Here is a 21,576-nt window from a genome sequence, read left to right as displayed (position 1 = left end):
ACTAACGGCATGGAGGAAAATGCAATGAACGAGTATCTTCAGATTGAGAAGGTTGTGGGTCGTGAGATTCTGGACTCCAGAGGGAATCCGACCGTCGAGGCAGAGGTAACTCTTGTAGACGGAACCGTTGGCCGCGGCACGGCTCCCTCCGGCGCTTCCACCGGTGAGTTCGAGGCGCTTGAACTTCGTGACGGCGATAAGAGCCGCTATCTGGGCAAGGGAGTGACCAAGGCAGTTGAGAATATCAATACCTGCATCAATGATGTCCTGCAGGGGTTGGACGCGTCAGATATCTACGCGGTAGACCGCGCTATGATTGAGGCGGATGGGACAAAGGATAAGAGCAAGCTGGGAGCCAATGCCATCCTGGCTGTCTCGATTGCGTCCGCCAAGGCGGCCGCTCAGTCTCTTGAGCTTCCCCTCTACCGTTTCCTGGGCGGGATCTACGGAAATCGCCTTCCTGTTCCCATGATGAATATCATCAACGGGGGCGCTCACGCAGCCAATACCATTGACGCGCAGGAATTCATGATTATGCCTGTCGGAGCCCCCTCCTTTAAAGAGGCGCTGCGCTGGTGCGCCGAGGTATTTCATGCTCTGGCCAGTGAGTTAAAGGGCAAGGGTCTCGCCACCTCTGTCGGAGATGAGGGCGGTTTTGCCCCCGATCTCAAGTCTGACGAGGAGGCCATTGAAGCGATCCTGGAGGCCGTTAAGATTGCCGGATATGAGCCCGGCAGGGATTTCATGATTGCCATGGACGCCGCTTCTTCTGAGTGGAAGGGATCCAAAAAGGGAGAGTACATCCTTCCCAAGGCTGGAACCAAGTTTACGTCCGATGAGCTGATTGAGCACTGGGCCAAGCTGGTTGAAAAGTATCCCATTATTTCCATTGAGGACGGCCTCGATGAGGAAGACTGGGAGGGCTGGCAGCGCATGACAGCTCGTCTGGGCGACAAGGTGCAGCTGGTAGGCGATGATCTCTTTGTCACCAATACAGAGCGCCTGAAGAAGGGGATTGATATGGGCGTCGCCAATGCGATCCTGATCAAGCTCAACCAGATCGGCTCTATCTCAGAGACCCTTGAGGCGATCAAGATGGCTCATGAGGCAGGCTATGCCGCAATTACCTCCCATAGGTCTGGAGAGACTGAGGATACGACAATCGCCGACCTGGCCGTTGCCATGAATACCTGCCAGATCAAGACGGGCGCTCCCAGTCGTTCCGAGCGTGTCGCCAAGTACAACCAGCTTCTTCGGATTGAAGAGGATCTTGGGAATTCCGCGATCTATCCCAAGATGGGGGCGTTTAAGGTTAAGAGATAAGCCGTGCTTTTAACAATTGATTCTTTGAATTCCCCAAAGCTGGTGGATTCGTGTTAGAATCTGATCGATGAATCAGAAGGGGGTTACGGTAGAGAAACTGTAACTCCCTTTTTGCAGAGAAAGTGTGAATACAATGTCCAATATTTTGGAAAATGCCAATATTAATCCCCGTAAGATTGCCATGGTCGGATGCGGATTTGTCGGATCTACCAGCGTTTACGCCATCATGCAGTCCGGCATCGCCTCAGAAATCGTCTTGATTGATGCCGATCAGAATCGGGCAGAGGGGGAGGCCATGGATATCAGCCACGCCATTCCCTTCTCTACAACCCAGCATATCTATGCGGGAGACTACAGGGATATCAAGGATGCCGCCCTTGTGATTGTGACGGCAGGCGCCGCCCAGAAGCCCGGGGAATCCCGCCTTGACCTGGTCAATAAGAATGTGGGGATTTTCAAGTCCATCATTCCCCAGATCAGAGACAGCGGTTTTGGCGGCATTCTGATGATTGTATCGAACCCGGTTGATATTCTGACCTATGTGGCATGGAAGATCTCCGGCTTTTCAAAGGAGCGCGTCATCGGGTCAGGAACCGTTCTTGATTCCGCCCGCCTTAAGTATATGCTGGGCGAGCATCTGGATGTGGACGCGAGAAATGTTCACGCCTATGTTATTGGCGAGCACGGGGACTCAGAGATTGTGGCCTGGTCCTCCGCCGATGTGTCCGGCGTGAATGTAAACCAGTTCTGCGAGATCCGGGGACATTTCCAGCATGAATCCTCTATGAAGAAGATCGCGGATGACGTGAAGAACTCAGCCTATGAGATCATCGAGAAGAAGCATGCTACTTATTATGGTGTCGCGTCCGCGGTTCGCCGGATTGCCGAGGTCATCTTAAAGGATGAGAAGTCGATTCTGCCCGTTTCCTCCCTGATGGAGGGAGAGTATGGGATCAGCGACATTTACCTGTCCATGCCGGCTGTTGTCACATCCTCCGGCGTAGAGACCAAGGTGCATATTGACTTAAGCTATGAGGAACTGACCAATCTGCAGAATTCCGCCAATACCTTAAAGGAAATTTTGGGCAAGCTGGATCTGTCTATGCCCGCAAAAAAGCAGGATAAATAAGGGCCGGCGCCAGATGCAGCGTCAGATGCCTTGAATCTCATCTGATCCTGCCTCTTTCTGAAAAAACAGGATCAGTGATCAGCTGTACGGGGGAGTATCAATTTCGGGAATCATTTCTTCCGCTGAGAGATGATTCCTGTTTTTATGCTATAATTTATTCCGACGAGAGGAATCTATGGAGGAAAAAAAGATGAGTATCAGGTTTATTGGAACCCACGACAGAGATTTAAAGATGTTTGAGAATCAGTACCCACTGTCGGCGGGCATGTCCTATAACTCCTATTTGATTGATGGTCAGAAGACAGCCGTAATGGATTCCGTGGATGAGAGGAAGACACGGGAGTGGCTTGATAACCTTGAGAAAGCTCTGGCCGGCCGCCCGCTGGATTATCTGATTGTGCAGCATATGGAGCCTGACCATTCCGGCTCTTTGGCGGTCGCCCTGGAAAAGTATCCCAATGTAAAGGTTGTCGGGAACAATAAGACCTTCAACATGATCCATGCCTTCTTTCCCCAGCTGGACCTGTCCATTGATCGGAAACTGATGGTGCAGGATAAGGACATCCTGGACCTGGGAGACCACAAGCTGCAATTTTTCTTTGCCCCTATGGTGCACTGGCCCGAGGTTATGATGACTTATGATATGACCGATCAGGTGCTCTTTTCCGCGGATGCCTTCGGCAAGTTTGGCTGCGGCGATGTCGCGGACGATTGGGTGACAGAGGCCAGACGCTACTACTTCAACATTGTCGGCAAATATGGTCCCCAGGTGCAGACCCTGCTCAAGAAGCTGTCCGGTCTTGAAATCAAGAAGATCTGCGGATTGCACGGGCCTCAGTTGACCGAGAATCTGGACCAATATCTGGGGCTGTATCAGACCTGGTCCTCCTACGCTCCTGAGGAGAAGGGGGTATTTATTCCCGTCGCGTCAATTTACGGACATACGCTGGCGGCTGCCAGGGAGGCCGAAAAGGCGCTCGCGTCCAGGGGCATTGAGATAAAGCTGATGGATTTGACCAAGGTGGATGTTTCTGAGGCGGTGGCCCAGGCCTTCCGCTTCGATCGCATGCTTCTGGCGGCCTCCTCTTATGATGCCCAGGTCTATCCTCCCATGCAGGATTTCCTCCATCACCTGGCAAACAAGGCCTTCCAGGGCCGCAAGATCGCCATTATGGAGAATGGTTCCTGGGGACCTACAGCCGCCCGCACCATGAAGAAGATTATGGAGGGCTGGAAGAATATTGAATTCATCGAACCGCAGGTAACCATTCGCTCCACCTTAAATGAGGAGAGCCGGGAGAAAATGGCAGAGCTGGTCGAGGCTCTGGCAGAGGCATAGAAACACAAAGACGAGAGAATCAGTCATGTGGGAAAACTGCTGAAACGGGAGAGGGAAGAATCTGTAAAAAGCAGAGTGGACCCGAAAAATCATTCGAATAAAATCGACTGCCGGCGCTGGCCTGTGAGAGGCCTCAGCCCCGGCAGTTTTTTTTATATAATTCGCAGTCTTTTTTATGCGATTTGCAGTCGGCTTTTTCGATCAAATGATAGGAATGGATCTGGATATGTTCGGGAAAAGGCATTGACAGCAGCGGAGCAGGATGCTGAATTTATGCCAAGGGAAGGGGGGCCCTGGCAGAGGCGCGTAAAAAATCGTTTTGGGTGTTGACAGGCGATATTTAGTTGTGTACAATTTGTTTTGACAAAAGTCAGAAGCGCTTCAAGAGAACTTCAATGCAAAAAGCTTCCATGCAGATGAAATGCAATGACTGTCGCATGAGGGAAGCTGGTATCAGGATGATAGGAGGATCATATGTCTGAGTTAAAAGTTACCACAGCTAATTTTGAGAGCGAAGTATTAAAGAGTGATGTGCCGGTAATGGTTGACTTCTGGGCTTCCTGGTGTGGCCCCTGCAGGATGCTTGGTCCGGTCATCTCTGAGATCGCCGAGGAGTCAGACGGCTCATACAGGGTGGGCAAGCTCAATGTTGATGAGGAGATGGAGCTCGCGGAGAAATACAATGTGATGTCGATTCCGACCGTGATCGTCTTTAAAGACGGACAGGTCTATAAGAAGTCTGTCGGTGTTGTTCCGAAGGCTCAGCTTTTGGACTTGCTCAAGTAAGGAAAGCTTTTTTAAGAGAGTATCTTTTGCAGGGCCTTTGCCAGTCGGAAATGAGGTGCAATATGTATGATATTTTAGTTGTAGGCGCCGGTACCGCGGGATTGTCCGCGGGGATCTACGGAGTTCGCCAGAACAAGAGCGTGTTGATTCTTGAGGCCAATACCTTTGGGGGACAGATTATTAATACTCCCGATATTGAGAATTATCCCGGCATTGCGCACACTTCCGGTTTCGACTTTGCCATGGGTCTCTATCAGCAGGCCATTGATCTGGGAGTGGAGTATCGCCAGGCAAGAGTTGCCTCTATCGAGGATGCAGGCGATCATAAGATTGCGGTTTTAGAGGACGGAGACCGCATTGCGTCGAGGACGATCATCCTGGCGACCGGCGCTAAAAACAGGCCGCTTGGCTTAGCGCATGAGAAGGAATGGATCGGCAGAGGGATTTCCTACTGCGCGACCTGCGATGGAATGTTTTATCGCAAGAAAATCGTGGCGGTCAACGGGGGTGGGAATACGGCCCTGGAGGACGCAGAATTCCTCTCCAATATCGTTGAGAAGGTTTATGTGATTCACAGAAGAGATCAGTTCCGCGGCGAGCCTGTTCGGGTCGAGAAGCTGCGGGCCAGGGAGAATGTTGAATTTGTCCTCAATGCCAATATTACGGCCCTCCTCGGGCAGGATCGCCTGGAGGCCCTTGAAGTGACTGATAAGATCACTGGAGAAAAGAGGATCATTAAAGTCAATGGGCTCTTTGTGGCAATTGGACAGGCGCCGGAGAATATGATATTCTCTAACGTTGTCGGTCTTGATAAGGGCGGTTATATTGTCGCCGGTGAGGATTGCAGGACCAATGTTGATGGAATTTTCGCCGCGGGTGACACGCGAACCAAGACTGTGCGCCAGCTCACGACTGCGGCAAGCGACGGCGCTGTGGCAGCGCTCGCGGCGGTTGCCTACATTCATGATAATGAGATGTCCGCCTAGCGTGTGTTCCATTGTAAATAGATTAGGCCTTGGAGGATGATTGGCATGAGCGATAAGTATGATGCACTCAAGCTGGAGAACCAGCTCTGTTTCCCCCTATACGCGGTTTCCAAGGAGATTGTGCGCAAATACAAACCCTTCTTAGACCCCTTGCAGCTGACCTATACGCAGTACATTACAATGATGGTTATGTGGGAGAAGCAGAAGCTGACGGTGAAAGAACTTGGTCAGGTTCTCTATCTGGATTCCGGCACACTGACGCCGGTACTCAAGAAGCTTGAGGGCAAGGGTTATATTGATCGCGCCAGATCCAAAGAGGATGAGAGATCGCTGATTGTCACAGTGACAGAGAGCGGGATGGAGCTCCGGGAGCGGGCCCTGTCTGTCCCCGTTCATATGCGCGAGTGCTTTCACATCAAGCGGGAGGAACTTCTCGCGCTCTATAAGCTGCTCTACAATATGCTTGCTGATCTTGATCCGGGGCAGGGGCCTCTGGAGGACCTGGAGGCGAGGTTAGAGGCGCTTGACGCATGAATATAAGAGTCTTCGGCACTGGTCGGAGGCTCTTTTTTTTAAGCTATGGGAAAAATAAGGATAAGCGATAGCGAGGGAAAAAAGGCAAAGTGACAGGATAAAGAACGTTGTTTATCTTCCTGTGCCCTGTGTCCCGGAGGGACTTTCTTCGGGAAAGGCATAGCTCTCCTTATACTCCTTGGGGCTGATTCCGTACTCCTTTTTGAAAGCGCGAAAGAAGGAGGAGTAGTCATTAAAACCGCAGCGCTGATAGGCGTCAGAGATATTCATATTGGAGGCGATCGAGTCGCAGACCATGGCCAGGCGGCGCTTTAGAATGTACTGATGGATGGAGAGCCCCAGATGGTCCTTGAAAATATGGGCGATATGATACTTGCTGACAAAGAAATTATTTGCGATATCGTCAAGAGACAGGTTTTGCTCCAAGTGCCGGTCGATAAAGGAGACAATATTCTCGTAGAGAGAGAAGACCTCCTGCTCCTGGCGGGGGTGTTCGATCTCATAGATCGAGCGGTTTAAATGCAGGACAAGGTCATGGACGCAGAGAGAGATCCTGGCGGACCGGCCGAAACGGTTGCTGTGGATCTCGTCCAAAAGAGCGTATATTTTGCCCTGCAGGGTATTAAAGGAGAGGACGTCATAGTGATAGACATAGCGCCTGCTGACGATGACCTGCTGCATGACATAGCCGTAGTCCTGAGAAATTTGCATCAGTTCATTGCAGAAATTGCGGCTGATCCAGAAGATAAAGCGCTGATAGGGAAGGGACGGGGCATGGTTGATCAGATGATGTCTGACATTGGGAGGAATCAGGATGACGTCTCCCTTGGTCAGAGGATAATCGACTCCGTCGACGTGCATGCTGACACTGCCGCCCAGGAAGAAATAAAACTCATAATAGGAGTGCGAGTGGTTACTGACGGATTTCAGATTGCAGTCATTGTAATAGAAGATCTCAAAATCTCTGGACTGCATGTACTGTCTGTTGACAAAGGGAGAATGGAGTGGCTCTTTCAATGCTGGTTCCTATCGTTCCCCTTGAGAGGGGAGAAAAGAGACGGGCCTGATGACCGATCTGAGCGAAGCGATCGCAATATGAGGCCGCCTGCCCGCGGGAGACTACAGATGATATCCTAGCACGAATCACAAGATTTGCAAAGACAGCAACAAGCACTGTAATGTATCAAATCCATCTGGCCGATATAATGAGAACTAGAACATATATTCATAACAAGGAGGAAGCAGGATATGGAAATGACGATGCGCTGGTATGGCTCCAGTTTTGATACCGTCAGCCTGGAACAGATCCGCCAGATTCGCTATGTGACAGGTCTTATTACGACGCTCTATGACACACAGCCGGGGGAGGTCTGGACCCGGGAGGCGATTCGATCCATGAAGGAGGAGGTAGAGGCCGCGGGGCTTCACGTCGCCGGAATTGAGTCTGTCAATGTTCACGAGGAAATCAAGCTTGGAACGCCAAACAGAGATCGACTGATCGACAATTACATTGCAAGTCTTGAGAATCTGGGCAGGGAGGACATCCACCTGGTCTGCTATAATTTCATGCCCGTCTTTGACTGGACAAGAACGGAGCTGGCCAGGGAGAGGGCAGACGCTTCTACAGTCCTGGCCTACACACAGGAGGCTGTTGACGCTCTGGATCCTGAGAAGATGTTCGAATCCATCTCCGGGGACATGAATGGTTCTGTGATGCCAGGCTGGGAACCTGAGCGCATGGAGCATGTCAGGGAGATGTTTGCCCTCTACAGGGAGTATGAGATTGACGATGACAAGCTCTTTGACAATCTCAAATATTTTCTCGAGAGAATTATGCCGGTCTGCAACAAGTATGACATTAAGATGGCGATCCATCCGGATGATCCCGCCTGGTCTGTCTTCGGGCTTCCCCGCATTATCACCAACAAGAAGAACCTCCTTCGCCTGATGGAGATGGTGGATGACGTCCACAATGGGGTGACGCTTTGCACCGGATCTCTGGGAACGAATCTGGAAAATGACCTTCCCGATATCATCCGCTCTCTGAGGGGACGGATTCATTTTGCCCACGTGAGAAACCTTAAGTTCAACAGCCCGACTGACTTCGAAGAGGCGGCGCACCTGTCTGAGGATGGCAGCTTCGACATGTATGAAATCATGAAGGCTTTGTATGATATCGGATTTGATGGTCCTATTCGACCGGATCATGGCCGCATGATCTGGGGAGAGAAGGCCATGCCGGGTTACGGTCTCTACGATCGGGCTTTAGGAGCTGCGTATCTTGTCGGTCTCTGGGAGGCGATCAACAAGAGTCAGAGCAGACGCTGACGGAAGGAGGAAAGGATATGGAATTAACGGAGAAGGGTCTGGCAAAAAGCGCCGAGTGGGAGAGCAAGGACTATCAGCTCCCTCGGTATGATCGAAAGGCCATGATTGAGACAACAAAGGCAAATCCCAGCTGGATTCATTTCGGGGCAGGGAATATTTTTCGCGCTTTTCAGGCCAACCTGGCCCAGGAATTGCTGAATACCGGCGCCAGCGACCAGGGACTGATTGTCGCGGAGGGCTTTGACGCTGAAATTATAGAGAAGATGTATCGCCCCCATGACAATTATTCTATCCTGGTAACTCTGAAGGCTGACGGCGGAGTAGATAAGACGGTGGTCGGATCCATTGCGGAGTCCTGCATTTTGGAGTCCTCCAATCAGGCAGAGTATAAGCGCCTCAGGGAGATCTTCAGCAAGGATTCTCTGCAGATGGTCACTTTCACCATTACAGAAAAGGGATATTCGCTGGTAGACGGCAAGGGGGACTTACTCCCTGCTGTTGCGGATGATTATCAGGCCGGCCCCGGGGCGCCGGAAAGTTACATGGGAAAGGTTGCCTCTCTGCTCTATGCCCGCTATCAGAGCGGAGCCAGACCGATTGCCATGGTTTCTACAGACAACTGCTCTCATAACGGGGACAAGCTCTATGAGGCGATCTCTGCGTTTGCCAGGGAGTGGACGAAAAACGGCAGGGCAGAGACCGGTTTTTACGACTATGTCAATGACAAGTCTAAGGTTTCCTTCCCCTGGTCCATGATTGATAAAATTACGCCCAGGCCAGACGCTTCTGTGGAGGAGATCCTTCGAAAGGATGACCTGTCCGGACTCGACCCGGTTGTCACCGGCAAAAACACTTGGGTCGCTCCCTTTGTCAACGCGGAGGAGACCCAGTATCTGGTGATAGAGGATTCTTTCCCCAACGGTCGTCCCGCGCTTGAGAAAGCAGGCGTTATCTTCACAGATCGCGAGACTGTGGACAAGGTGGAGAAGATGAAGGTCTGCACCTGCTTAAATCCCCTCCATACGGCGCTGGCTGTCTATGGCTGTCTGCTCGGCTACCAGAAGATCTCCGAGGAGATGAAGGATCCGCAGCTCAAGGCAATGGTTGAGATCATCGGCTACAAAGAGGGGCTTCCGGTGGTTGTTGATCCCGGCGTACTGGATCCCAGAGAGTTCATCGATACGGTGCTGAAGGTTCGAATTCCAAACCCCTTTATGCCCGATACGCCACAGCGAATTGCCACGGATACATCACAGAAGCTGGCCATCCGTTTCGGAGAGACGATCAAGAGATATCTGGCGGATCCTTCTTTGGATGTCGCTGATCTCAAGCTGATCCCCCTGGTATTCGCAGGCTGGCTTCGCTACCTGATGGCTCTTGACGATGAGGGCAGAGCCTTTGAGCCATCTCCCGATCCCCTTCTTGCCTCGGCATCGGAATATGTAAAGGACATCCGCCTGGGCGATAAGGATGCTGCCTCCAGGGTGGCGCCTCTGCTTACAAATGAGCAGATCTTTGGTCTTGATCTGTCCGAAATCGGCATGGACAAGACGGTGATTTCCTATTTTGAGGAGTTGATTGCGGGTCCCGGCGCTGTCCGCGCGACATTGAAAAAGTACACTGCTTAAGGGGAGGATATCCTTTGGCGGTACATTTTGGCAGGAAAATCAGGTACATTTAAAATCAGGCACATTCTTTAGGAGGATAGTATGGATTTGAAATTAAGAGAAGACGCGACCTTTGACGCGGTGTCTCTGGGAGAGGTAATGCTTCGTCTGGATCCGGGAGAAGGCCGGATCCGCACGGCCAGGCAATTTCGCGCCTGGGAGGGCGGCGGAGAGTACAATGTCATCCGGGGCCTGCGCAAGTGCTTTGGCCTGAAGACGGCGGTACTTACCGCTCTTGCCGACAACGAGGTCGGTAAGCTGGTCGAGGACTTCATGCTGCAGGGAGGTGTTGATACCTCTCTGGTCGTCTGGAAGAAGACAGATGGAATCGGACGTCTCTGCCGCAACGGCCTCAATTTCACAGAGCGGGGATTCGGTATCCGGGGGGCCAAGGGCTGCTCTGACCGGGCAAATACCGCCATCTCGCAGGCGAGACCGGAGGATTTCGATTTCGACTATATCTTTGGGGAGCTTGGCGTCAAGTGGCTTCACACCGGCGGTATCTACGCGGCTCTATCCGAGCAGGCGTCCAGGACGGTGATTGAGGCGATCAAGACGGCAAAGAAGTACGGAACTCTGGTGTCCTACGATCTCAACTACCGTCCCTCCATGTGGTCTGCGATCGGCGGTCAGGCCAAGGCCCAGGAGGTGAACCGTGAAATCGCTTCCCACGTCGACGTCATGATCGGCAATGAGGAGGATTTCACTGCCTGTCTGGGATTTCAGATCGAGGGACAGGACGCGTCACTCAAGGAGCTCAATGTCGACGGCTATAAGAAGATGATTGAGACGGCGGTTCAGACCTATCCCAACTTCAAGGCGGTGGCGACAACGCTTCGCACGGTTAAGACCGCTACAGTAAACGACTGGTCGGCTCTCTGCTGGGCGGATGGACAGATCCATAAGGCAAGGGATTATCAGAACCTTGAGATTATGGACCGGGTCGGCGGCGGCGATTCCTTCGCCTCCGGCCTGATCTATGGTCTGATGACGACCGGCGACGCCGCGCTCGCTGTCAATTACGGAGCGGCTCATGGAGCCCTGGCCATGACTACGCCCGGTGATACCACCATGGCATCAAAGGACGAGGTTGAGGCAATCATGGGCGGCGCAGGCGCCCGCGTGCAGCGCTGAGAATTGATGGCGCCGCAAGGCTTATATCGCGTGTGGCGCCGAGGATTCATTTGTTGACCTTTTGGGTCTGAGAAAACTATAATGCACAGGTAAAGACAATGTGTTGTATCCCAAAGTGGAAGCCTGGTCTGAAGCCTGCGTCAAGACGCATCGCATTGCATCCGGATTGGAGCGACAGCGGTGCGTTTTGCATGCCGAGGACCAGGTGAAAGCGGGGAACGATAACGGAGGAAAATGATGAATACGAGGACAAGAAGTAACTCACTGGCGATCATGGCCCTGATGACGGCTCTGATTTTTGTACTGCAATTTGTGACGGTGCCCTTGGGAGCGATCACGGTTTCTTTAGCCATGGTGCCGGTCTCTGTGACGGCTGTGGCCCTGGGACCGGCAGGAGGTCTGGCCGCCGGAGCGATCTGGGGACTGGCCTCCCTGCTCAAGGCGCTTCTGGGGAGTAGCGGGATGACCAGTATTCTCTTTAATATGTCGCCGCTTGCGACGGCTCTTCTCTGTTTTTTCCCACGTATCCTGGACGGAGTACTCGTCGGTCTCTTATACAGGGGCTTTCGCAAGCTGACCAATCCCCTGATCAGCGGCTCCCTGGTCGGCTTTTTGTCCGCCTTCTTTAACACCCTGTTTTTCATGTCGGGGATTGTCCTCCTCTTCGGACAGACAGCCTACCTGCAGAAGATGATGGCGGGCAGAAATGTCCTCGCCTTTATCCTGTCGATCATCGCGGGCAATGCGCTCTTTGAGATGCTTGTGGCGGCGGTGGTGACCGGACCCGTTGTCGCGACATTGTCGAAGGCCCACCTGATCAAGGGAAAAAACGAAGAAATGTGAACGGACAGAAGAGGAGAAGCTCATAAATGCAGTATAGCTGTTTATAGGCAGAAGAGACTTTGCATACAAAAAGAAGCAGTAAGAAGGCTGTCAGAAGCGATGAAGAAACTGTAAAAGAGTAGCATCCGCGCTCCTCTTGTGTTACCATTTCGACTAGTGACGCACAGCTGTTTGCTGTACACGGACAAAGTATGAATCATCTGCCTGTGAAAAATAGATTCCGGGCAGTGGAAAGAAGATCGCGAGGGTTTCATGAAAAAAGTTGTAAAATTCGGCGGCAGTTCTCTTGCGGATGCCAGACAGTTCGAGAAGGTGGGAGAGATCATCAAAAGCGATCCAAATCGTTCTTATGTGGTTCCGAGCGCGCCGGGAAAGCGCTTTGAGGGAGACACGAAGGTGACGGATATGCTTTTGGAGGCCTATCGGATTGCCGCGGAGGGGTCAGATCCACACCGACAGCTCATGGCCATCAAAGACAGGTACCAGGAGATCATAGATCAGCTGAATTTATCCATTCGTTTGGACGAGGATTTCGATCAGATTGAGGAGAGTCTGAAGAAAGAACCCAGTCTTGACTTTGCCGCCTCCCGCGGAGAACAGCTGAACGGAAAGCTCATGGCAAACTATCTGGACTATCGCTTTATCGAACCCGCGGAGAATATCTTCTTTGACCAAGATGGTTTTTTAGATATGAACAAGACCGAAAGGGTCCTGGGGAAAAGCCTGGCAGGCGTTGAGAAGGCCATTATCCCGGGCTTCTATGGATGCGGCTTCGACGGAAGGGTCAAGACCTTCTCCCGGGGAGGCTCTGATGTCACAGGCTCTGTCGTCGCGGCTGTTGCCGGGGCAGATGTCTATGAGAACTGGACCGATGTCTCAGGCTTCATGGTCGCTGATCCCCGCATCATTCACAATCCCGTGTCCATAGATACTCTGACTTACCGGGAGCTCAGGGAGCTCTCCTATATGGGAGCATCTGTTCTGCATGAGGACGCGATTTTCCCGGTCCGGTCCAAGGGGATTCCCATCAATATAAAGAACACAAATGCCCCGGATGCGGAAGGCACATGGATTGTGGAGTCCACTGCAAGAAAGCCCCAGTTTACCATTACGGGAATTGCCGGAAAGAAGGGTTTCTGCGCCGTTTCGATCACCAAAGATCTGATGAATTCAGAGATCGGCTTTGGCCGCAAGGTTCTTCAGTCCTTCGAGGACAACGGTATTTCCTTTGAGCATATGCCCTCAGGGATCGATACGATGACGATTGTGGTGCACGAGGACGAGTTCCTCCACAAGGAGCAGGCGGTTGTCTCTGAGATCCACCGTCTGACCCGACCGGATCAGGTGGAAATCGAATCTGATCTGGCGCTGATCGCTGTCGTCGGCCGGGGAATGAAGTCGATGCGGGGTACCGCCGGCAGGATTTTCTCCGCCCTGGCTCATGCCCACATCAACGTTCGCATGATGGATCAGGGATCTTCAGAGCTCAATATTATTATCGGCGTTGCCAATGAGGACTTTGAAGGGGCAATCAAGGCCATCTACGATATTTTTGTGACAATCAATCTGTGATGGCAAAATCCCCTGTCCCCATAAATGAGCCGGGATCACTTCGCTGGGAGGCTTAGATGAAAATCAGGGAGATTTTTGGGGATTCGAGATTTAACCGCAGACTCTGGCATCTGGCCTGGCCGATTGCCTTGCAGAGCCTTCTGCTTGCCTCTGTCGCGGCGGCAGACGCTCTTATGCTGGGACTTCTGGAGCAAAACGCCATGGCAGCTGTCGCCCTGGCGGCTCAGATCTCATTTGTCATGTCCATTTTCATTCTTGGAATCGCCAGCGGGGGCAGTGTCCTGGCAGCGCAGTACTGGGGCAAGAAAGATCCGGAGAGCCTGGATCACATCTTTCATATCATGCTGCGAATCATGGCTCTGGTGGACCTTGTCTTTTTTGGGGCCTCTTTTTTCATCTCCCGGCAGCTGATGATGATTTACAGCTCTGACGGGCTGTTGATTGAACTGGGGGGAAGATATCTGCGGATTGCCGCCTGGTCTTATCTGCTGATGGGAATTTCCCAGTCCTATCAGGTCTTCATGAAAATATCAGATCATGCCAGATCTGCCCTCTATGTATCAAGCGCGGCGGTTCTCATGAATATTGCCTTTAACGCGGTCTTTATCTTTGGGATCGGTCCGATTCCGCAGCTGAGAGCGGAGGGGGCCGCGATTGCCACCGTGATTTCAAGGCTGGCTGAGCTTGTGATCTGTCTGTTTTTGTCCTGTCGACCGGGATATCTGCACCCGAGAACCGCCAATCTCCTGAAAGTGGATTCCGTTCTCAGCAGAGATTTCATCAGAGTCAGCCTGCCCCTTCTGGGAGCCTCTCTGCTCTGGGGAGCAGGCTTCAGCGCCTATACAGCGATCGTGGGTCATCTGGGAGCGGATGCCGCCGCGGCCAACTCGGTCGCGTCGGTCGTGAGGGATCTGATCTGCTGTCTCTGCAACGGGATCGCGGCCGCGGGAGGGATTCTTCTCGGACAGGAATTGGGAGCGGGCAATCAGGAAGAGGCCCGGAGGATCGGAATTCGCCTGAGGGATATTTCCTTTTTCATCGGATTTGTTTCCATGGGAATGGTTCTCCTTTTGACCATCCCTGTTGTCGCGGGGCTCAAGCTGACGCCGCTTGCTCAGTCCTATCTGACAGGGATGATGCTTGTGCAGGCCTTCTACATGATCGGGAGAACCGTCAACACCGTCATGATCAATGGCATTTTTGATTCGGGCGGAGATACCATTTTTGATCTGTATTCTCTGGTCGTTGCCATGTGGGGGATTTCAATTCCAGTGGCGCTTGCGGGCGCGTTTTATTTCCACTGGCCTGTTCTTGCCGTCTATGCCTGCACCTGCCTGGATGAACTGGGTAAGATTCCGTGGGTCTGCTATCACTTTCAGAAGTATCAGTGGCTTAAAAATCTGACCAGAGGCTGAGAGGGAAAATTTGCCGAAAAGTAAAATAGGGCTTACCCTGCGCCAAATCCTGTGTTAGGATATAGAAAAGCGAAAGCCCCACGGGGCTGACATATGATAAGAGCGAAACGCATTTCCGATCTGGGGAATGCGTTTCGTGTGGTTTTAGGGAGATTTTAGTCTGCTAAAGCGGCAGGAAATGAAAGGAGGACCTATGCAGGAAGCTGGAATCCAAATGGCGGGAATACAGACAGCGGGCGCGCAGACCGTCAGAAAATCGGAATTTGGGAATGCGTCCTTGATTTTTACCGCGACTCTGATTTGGGGAACTGCTTTCGTCGCGCAGAGTCTTGGCGCAAATCATCTGGCCGCCTTCAGTTTCACGGCAGTCCGCAATCTGATTGGCTTTCTCTTTCTGATTCCCGTGACCCTTCTCTTTCGGGCCAGGGGTATTTCTGCCCGCCCCGAGCGGGAGAACCGGCCGGACAATGTATTTATTCCAGGCCGAAGAGGACAGAGGGCTCTCGTGACGAAGAGGGAGCTGATCAGCGGATCCATCCTGGGAGTGATTGTCTTTGTCGCGTCCAATGTGCAGCAGTTGGGCATTGCCGGCACAACAACGGCCAAGGCCGGTTTCTTTACGGCCATGTATGTGATTTTTGTGCCCGTTCTCGGCATTTTCCTGGGCAAGAGAGTCAGGAAGATGATTTGGGGCTGTGTGCTTCTTTCTGTTCTTGGTCTCTATCTCTTGTCCATAAAGGGCGGACATCTCTCTTTGAATGTCAGTGATGGACTGGAGCTGGTCTCGGGACTTTGTTTCGCGGTTCATATCATGTATGTGGGTCACCGCTCTTCCTACTGTGATGGGGCGGTCTTTGCCATGATTCAGTTTGCCGTGTCGTCCGCCCTCAGTTTTGTCTTTGCCCTGGCGCTGGAGCATCCCAGGATCGAGGATATCGGTCTGGCTATCTTTCCCCTGCTCTATGCGGGAGTTCTTTCCAGTGGAGTCGCTTTCACCCTGCAGATCATAGGGCAGAGAGGAATGAATCCGACCCTGGCATCGATTCTCATGTGCTTTGAATCAGTGATTTCCGCGGTCGCCGGCTGGTTTTTTCTCCATCAGGCCCTGTCGGCCATAGAGATTTTTGGCTGCGCCGTCTTATTTACTGCAATTCTGCTCGCGACTCTGTTTGGAGAGTGAGAGAACACGGGCGATGGGAACCCTGGCGAATAGCAGTATATTTTTACTAGCGAATTTCAGTGTATTTTTCAAGTCTTGTGATGGAAAAGTTTTGCGTATACACTCAGTAATTGCTTTCAGTCACTGGGAGTGTGACAGCTGGATAGGGATTGGCAGATAAGAATCGAGGTGTATGCAAGATGATTCAGAAGGAAGTCACAGAGCTGAAGAGAAGATTAAAGAGGGAGACGGTGTCCTTTTCCCGTATGGCCGGCTGTTATGTCGATGCCCAGAAAAATAAGGTGACCAGCTTCAACCAGTCCTTTCTCAATTTGGAGGATGATGAGTTCTCCAAGTACCTGGAGATCGCCAACAAGGTCCTGTCCGGGAAACTGGGAAATCAGCTGCTGGAATTGGAATTCCCTTTGGAGGAAGAAGAGGAGGGTGGTCGTCAGCACCTGCTGATGGCTCTTCGCAATACCGCAATCGAAGAGGAGACTGTCCTGGATCGCTTCTATGATCATGTCATAGAGACCTATGATTTTGTCGGCAACTATCTGATCCTGCTCTTTCACGACGTCTATGATGTGATGAGCAGAAGCTCTGACAATATTGATCTGGACGAGTCCGCAGAGGCCTTTGACTACATTCTCTGCGCAATCTGTCCGGTAGCTCTGTCCAAGCCGGGCTTAGGCTACCGGGAGGAGGACAATTCCATCGCCGCCAGAGTTCGCGACTGGGTTGTCGGGCCGGTGGATACCGGATTTCTCTTTCCGGCCTTTGATGATAGGGCGACAGATATTCACCATGTCCTCATGTACGCCAAGAAGGCCAGAGAACCACATAAGGAATTCTGGGAGAATGGAATGGGATGTCAGCCCAGGCTGACGGCAGCTGAGAAGAGGGACGCCTTCGGTCATATGGTCTGCCGCGATCTGTCCGCTGACCAGGATGCCGCGGAGGACATGCTCTTAGATGTTCAGTCCAATCTGAGTGACTTCATTGCGATCGAGGAGGATCGCAGGGGAGATGAGGAGCCCCTGCCGCTGACAAAAGAGGATCTGCTTGATATCTTAAAGGAGTCCGGCATGGAAGAGGACAGGTCCGAGAAAGTCGGCGCCAGGTTTGAGGACTTCTTTAAGGAGGAGACGCCGAATGCAGAAGACTTGCTGGATACGAAGCTTCTCAAGGACAACGAGGTTCGCAAGGAGAAGAAGAGCCTGCAGAAGAAGGTGGTCGAACTGACCGATCAGCTGGAGGCCGCCGGCGTCATTGCGAGGGACGGCAAGTCCATCGACGTTGTCGTCAAGCTGCCGGATGAGCGTCTGGATGAGGTGGAGACCAGCTTTGTGGACGGGCGAAAATGCCTGATCATCCCTCTGGAAGCGGACGATCGGGCTACACTAAACGGCGAGGACTATCTCTTTTAAGAAGACCCTTGGGAATCGGCTTGTCTGAGAGGTGCTTTTGGGAAGGCGGTCTGTCTGAGAAGAGCTTTTAAGAAGGCGGCTTGCCTGAGAAAAGCTTTTGAGAAGGCGGGCCGCCTGAAAAAGCTTTTGGAAAAGAGGCCCGCGTTTGCCTTATGCCTCTCCGAGAGCCATCTCGCGGATTCGGATCAGTCCCTTGCGAACCGGCGGGATCGCGATGATCAGAAGGGTAATGACAGCCTCGGTGAAGAGATAGAGACCGTTATAGGACAGAGAGTAGAGCAGGGGCTGCCCGGAGAAATCATGTCCGGCGAAGCTGACCCCCTCCGCGTAGACGCCGAAAAAGATGACGCCGGAGAGCACGGCGAAGAAATAGCGGCCGAGAACAGCGAGGATATAACCCTTGATGAGACCATTTTTGGACCTGGAGAAGAGCCCGGAGAGTCCAAGGGCACCGAAGGCCAGAATGTAGTCACAGATCATCTGGGGAAGGCTGATGATGTAAGGGCCTAAGAGCAGCTGGAGGATCCCGTAGGCAAAAGCCGCGGACAGCCCCATGCCAATGCCATACCAGTTACCGACCAGGACGATGAAGAGCATGGAGAGTAAGGTGACGGAACCACCCATGGGCATATTGAAGATCTTGATCATGGATGCAACCGTGCCAAGGGCGATGGCCATGGCTGCAAAGGAGATCTCTCTGGCGGAAAAGGCTCTCTTTCTTCCAAAGAGAAGATTGCCCAGCAGAAGAATGGCAATCAGAGCGATGACCAGGGCGGTATAGCCCCAGACCGTGAGAGAATAAGTTCCGTCGGCGCCGACATTTGCGAGTAAAGACATAAAAAAACCTCCCTTGACTGTTTCGCGGGGGGTGGGAATCTTGCTTCCTTACGCCGGTATGATCCGGATCAAGTAATAAGGGTCGAAGCATATGCTTCTCTCAGCCACAGGGCACCCCCAGCGATATATTTACATCAATCAGGCTACCACATAAGGGAGGATTGTCAAGGGGGAATGGCAGGAGTCGGAAAAGGAAGTGACAGGAACCAGGAAGGGGGAATGGCAAGAGCCAGAAAGGGAGAATGGCAATAGCCAGAAAGGAAGAGACAAGAACCAGAAAGGAAAAGGATAGAAATCTGCAGAGAAAATAGCAGAGCCGACAGGGATCTGAGCAAGGGTGTATGACAGAGGCCGGAGTATAGAAGAAATGGCCGGGGGCAGAGAGAAGGAAGTACCGAGGCCGGAGCAAGGGAGCAAGCGGGCTTGGCTTTGGTTGAAATGGGAGCCGGTATGGTCTAAACTATAGCTTAATTTTTATGTTTTCCAAGATGAAGGAGAGGAAGATGGCTGAGAAGTTGGATGTCCGTACGCTGCAGCGGAACTATGAGGATTACGGAGAAAAAGAAGTGACCGTCGGAGGATGGGTCAGAAGCATCCGAAATTCCAAGAATTTCTCCTTCATGGTCTTAAATGACGGAAGCTTCTTTACCCCTGTACAGGTGGTTTTTTCCGCGGATAAGCTTGCCAATTACGAGGAGATCTCTCACCAGAATGTCGGGGCGGCCGTCTGGGTGACCGGTCTGGTGACCCTGACTCCTGAGATGAAGCAGCCCTTTGAGATTCAGGCGACTGAGATCGAGGTCGAGGGGCCGTCCACTCCGGACTATCCTTTGCAGAAGAAGCGCCATACCTTAGAGTATTTGCGCACCCTGCCCCATCTCAGGGCCAGAACCAATACCTTTGAAGCGGCTTTTCGAGTGAGAAGCGTGGCGGCATATGCCATTCATAAATTCTTCCAGGAGAGGGATTTTGTCTATACCCATACTCCCATCCTGACTTCTTCGGATGCCGAGGGAGCCGGAGAAATGTTTCAGGCGACGACTCTGGACTTAAAGGACGTGCCTGTGGATGAAAAGGGCAATGTTGATTTCACGCAGGATTTCTATGGCAAGCCCGTCAACCTGACCGTCTCAGGGCAGCTGCAGGGGGAGACCTTCGCCCAGGCATTTAAGAAGATCTATACCTTCGGACCCACCTTCCGCGCGGAGAACTCCAATACGACGAGGCATGCGGCCGAATTCTGGATGATTGAGCCGGAGATTGCCTTCGCCGATCTGGAGGATGCTATGGAGCTGGCGGAGGCTATGCTCAAGTATGTCATCGCTTATGTGATGGAGCATTGTCCGGAAGAAATTGCCTTCTTTAACAGTTTTGTGGACAAGGGGCTTATCGACCGCCTGAACCATGTGGTCAGGTCAGACTTCGGGCGCATTTCTTATACGGACGCGGTTGCGGAGCTTGAGAAACACAATGATGAGTTCGAATACAAGGTCTTCTGGGGCTGTGATCTGCAGACGGAGCATGAGCGCTACCTGACAGAGAAGATCTTCAAGCGCCCGGTCTTCGTCACCGACTATCCCAAGGAGATCAAGGCCTTTTACATGAAGCTGAATGAGGATGGCAGAACAGTCGCCGCTGTCGACTGCCTGGTTCCCGAGATCGGGGAGATCATCGGCGGCTCTCAGCGCGAGGATGATTACGACAAGCTCTTATCCCGCATCCGAGAGAACGGAATGGACGAGTCGACCTACGGATACTACCTGGATCTGCGCAAGTACGGATCGACTCGTCATGCGGGTTTTGGTCTGGGCTTTGAACGCCTGGTGATGTATCTGACCGGGATAGCCAATATCAGGGACGTTTTGCCCTTCCCGAGAACCGTTGGGAACTGTGAGTTATAAGTCCGGGATGATATGGCATATCAATTGAGCAAATCGACGGAGGAGGAAACATGAGCAGTATTCAGATTCCCGAGGGCTACAAGTCAGCCCTTGGCCTCAAGGACACCCAAATTGCAATCAAGAAGGTCAAGGACTTCTTTCAGAACCAGCTGGCCGCTGAGCTGAACCTGCAGCGTGTGACAGCGCCCCTTTTCGTGGAGCCGTCCTCCGGTCTCAATGACAATTTAAATGGTACGGAGCGCCCGGTGGCCTTCGGAATCAAGGAGCAGAATGATCACGAGGTGGAGATTGTTCACTCTCTGGCCAAGTGGAAGAGATATGCTCTCGGACGCTATGGTTTTGCTCCGGGTCAGGGGCTCTACACCGACATGAACGCCATCCGCCGCGATGAGGACACCGATAATATTCACTCCATCTATGTGGATCAGTGGGACTGGGAGCGGGTGATTGAGAAGTCGGATCGCAATGCAGAATTCCTGCATAAGATTGTCAAAAATGTCTATGAGGCCCTTCATGTCACAGAGAAGTATGTAGCCAATAAATACGACTATGTGAAATGCTTTCTGCCTGATGACATCAGCTTCGTGACAACACAGGAGCTGGAGGACAGGTACCCTGACTGCACGCCAAAGGAGCGGGAGTACAAGATTGCCAGGCTGCACGGCGCTGTCTTTATCGAGCAGATCGGCGATCAGCTAAAGAGCGGTGACAGGCATGATGGCCGCGCCCCTGATTACGACGACTGGAGTCTGAACGGAGATATCATTGTCTACTATCCTGTCGATGACATTGCTCTGGAATTGAGCTCGATGGGAATTCGTGTTGACGAGGAAGCTCTCAGAAGCCAGCTTCTTAAGGCGGGATGCCCGGAAAGAGCAGAACTGCCCTTCCAGAAGGCGATTCTCGAGAAAAAGCTGCCCTATACGATCGGCGGCGGAATTGGGCAGTCCCGTATCTGCATGTTCTTCCTGCGCAAATGCCATATCGGCGAGGTTCAGGTCTCCATCTGGCCCCAGGAGGACCTGAAGGCGGCGGCTGACAGGGGAGTGGTTCTCCTCTGAAATAGTCTGTGACTACAAGCAGGGGGACTCGGTTAAGCGTTGACAGGGACGTTGCTCTCCGCTGAGAGGTCTTGCGGGCGGATCGGCCGGAATGCGATCGATGGCGGATCGGCCGGAATGCGATCGATGGCG

Annotated in this window: 18 protein-coding genes and 1 riboswitch; of the genes, 16 read left to right on the top strand and 2 right to left on the bottom strand. The window is 52.4% G+C overall.

Annotation, left to right across the window (positions count from 1 at the left end; translation table 11 throughout):
• Positions 1–24 precede the first annotated feature (24 nt).
• The 6 genes from eno (at position 25) to GCWU000342_RS05735 (ending at position 6,097) form a co-directional block, all read left to right on the top strand.
• Positions 25–1,323 (top strand): phosphopyruvate hydratase, encoded by a 1,299-nt coding sequence (eno, locus tag GCWU000342_RS05760; protein ID WP_045000373.1) that lies wholly within the window; start codon positions 25–27, stop codon positions 1,321–1,323.
• Positions 1,324–1,456: 133 nt separating this feature from the next.
• The gene (locus GCWU000342_RS05755) at positions 1,457–2,452 is read left to right on the top strand and encodes an L-lactate dehydrogenase (protein ID WP_006906378.1); all 996 of its coding nucleotides are present in this window, start codon (positions 1,457–1,459) and stop codon (positions 2,450–2,452) included.
• A 190-nt stretch (positions 2,453–2,642) separates the two neighbouring features.
• Entirely contained in the window at positions 2,643–3,791 is a 1,149-nt protein-coding gene (locus GCWU000342_RS05750; RefSeq protein ID WP_242649976.1) for an FprA family A-type flavoprotein, read from the top strand.
• 474 nt (positions 3,792–4,265) lie between these two features.
• The gene (gene trxA, locus GCWU000342_RS05745) at positions 4,266–4,577 is read left to right on the top strand and encodes a thioredoxin (RefSeq protein ID WP_006906374.1); all 312 of its coding nucleotides are present in this window, start codon (positions 4,266–4,268) and stop codon (positions 4,575–4,577) included.
• Positions 4,578–4,639: 62 nt separating this feature from the next.
• Positions 4,640–5,563 carry an NAD(P)/FAD-dependent oxidoreductase gene (locus GCWU000342_RS05740; RefSeq protein ID WP_006906373.1) on the top strand — a complete coding sequence of 308 codons (924 nt, stop codon included), beginning with the start codon at positions 4,640–4,642 and terminating at the stop codon, positions 5,561–5,563.
• A 45-nt stretch (positions 5,564–5,608) separates the two neighbouring features.
• Complete coding sequence (locus tag GCWU000342_RS05735; protein ID WP_045000372.1) at positions 5,609–6,097, top strand: MarR family winged helix-turn-helix transcriptional regulator; 489 nt, start codon at positions 5,609–5,611, stop codon at positions 6,095–6,097.
• Positions 6,098–6,208: 111 nt separating this feature from the next.
• Here the strand turns inward: GCWU000342_RS05735 and GCWU000342_RS05730 are convergent, their stop codons facing one another.
• Positions 6,209–7,114: a helix-turn-helix transcriptional regulator gene (locus GCWU000342_RS05730; protein ID WP_045000371.1), complete on the bottom strand. Its 906-nt coding sequence runs from the start codon at positions 7,112–7,114 to the stop codon at positions 6,209–6,211.
• A gap of 231 nt (positions 7,115–7,345) precedes the next feature.
• On the opposite strand from GCWU000342_RS05730, the gene uxuA reads away from it, so the two are divergent.
• The 8 genes from uxuA (at position 7,346) to GCWU000342_RS05690 (ending at position 17,645) form a co-directional block, all read left to right on the top strand.
• Positions 7,346–8,425, top strand: coding sequence for a mannonate dehydratase (uxuA, locus tag GCWU000342_RS05725; RefSeq protein ID WP_006906368.1), 1,080 nt, complete (start codon positions 7,346–7,348; stop codon positions 8,423–8,425).
• 17 nt (positions 8,426–8,442) lie between these two features.
• Positions 8,443–10,053: a mannitol dehydrogenase family protein gene (locus GCWU000342_RS05720; RefSeq protein WP_006906367.1), complete on the top strand. Its 1,611-nt coding sequence runs from the start codon at positions 8,443–8,445 to the stop codon at positions 10,051–10,053.
• Positions 10,054–10,134: 81 nt separating this feature from the next.
• Positions 10,135–11,226, top strand: coding sequence for a sugar kinase (locus tag GCWU000342_RS05715; protein WP_006906366.1), 1,092 nt, complete (start codon positions 10,135–10,137; stop codon positions 11,224–11,226).
• A 237-nt stretch (positions 11,227–11,463) separates the two neighbouring features.
• Entirely contained in the window at positions 11,464–12,069 is a 606-nt protein-coding gene (locus tag GCWU000342_RS05710; RefSeq protein WP_049921572.1) for an ECF transporter S component, read from the top strand.
• A 252-nt stretch (positions 12,070–12,321) separates the two neighbouring features.
• Positions 12,322–13,641 (top strand): aspartate kinase, encoded by a 1,320-nt coding sequence (locus tag GCWU000342_RS05705; RefSeq protein ID WP_006906363.1) that lies wholly within the window; start codon positions 12,322–12,324, stop codon positions 13,639–13,641.
• 56 nt (positions 13,642–13,697) lie between these two features.
• The gene (locus GCWU000342_RS05700; protein WP_006906362.1) at positions 13,698–15,056 is read left to right on the top strand and encodes an MATE family efflux transporter; all 1,359 of its coding nucleotides are present in this window, start codon (positions 13,698–13,700) and stop codon (positions 15,054–15,056) included.
• A gap of 193 nt (positions 15,057–15,249) precedes the next feature.
• Entirely contained in the window at positions 15,250–16,236 is a 987-nt protein-coding gene (locus GCWU000342_RS05695; RefSeq protein WP_169304665.1) for a DMT family transporter, read from the top strand.
• 179 nt (positions 16,237–16,415) lie between these two features.
• Positions 16,416–17,645 carry a DUF4317 domain-containing protein gene (locus tag GCWU000342_RS05690; RefSeq protein ID WP_006906360.1) on the top strand — a complete coding sequence of 410 codons (1,230 nt, stop codon included), beginning with the start codon at positions 16,416–16,418 and terminating at the stop codon, positions 17,643–17,645.
• 150 nt (positions 17,646–17,795) lie between these two features.
• Here the strand turns inward: GCWU000342_RS05690 and GCWU000342_RS05685 are convergent, their stop codons facing one another.
• Positions 17,796–18,482 (bottom strand): energy-coupled thiamine transporter ThiT, encoded by a 687-nt coding sequence (locus tag GCWU000342_RS05685; RefSeq protein WP_006906359.1) that lies wholly within the window; start codon positions 18,480–18,482, stop codon positions 17,796–17,798.
• 28 nt (positions 18,483–18,510) lie between these two features.
• A riboswitch (TPP riboswitch) is annotated at positions 18,511–18,611 on the bottom strand.
• A gap of 374 nt (positions 18,612–18,985) precedes the next feature.
• Between GCWU000342_RS05685 and asnS the strand changes: the two genes are divergently transcribed.
• Together asnS and asnA are read left to right on the top strand one after the other, a co-directional pair.
• A complete protein-coding gene (asnS, locus tag GCWU000342_RS05680; protein ID WP_045000748.1) occupies positions 18,986–20,383 on the top strand; it encodes an asparagine--tRNA ligase in 1,398 nt (465 codons plus the stop codon).
• Between the two features lie 50 nt (positions 20,384–20,433).
• Positions 20,434–21,444 carry an aspartate--ammonia ligase gene (gene asnA, locus GCWU000342_RS05675; RefSeq protein ID WP_006906356.1) on the top strand — a complete coding sequence of 337 codons (1,011 nt, stop codon included), beginning with the start codon at positions 20,434–20,436 and terminating at the stop codon, positions 21,442–21,444.
• Positions 21,445–21,576: the final 132 nt, after the last annotated feature.

Origin of the sequence: Shuttleworthella satelles DSM 14600, from assembly GCF_000160115.1 — a bacterium.
In the GTDB taxonomy this organism is placed as follows: Bacteria; Bacillota; Clostridia; order Lachnospirales; family Lachnospiraceae; genus Shuttleworthia; species Shuttleworthia satelles.
This window is presented reverse-complemented; position numbering and strand designations above follow the sequence as displayed.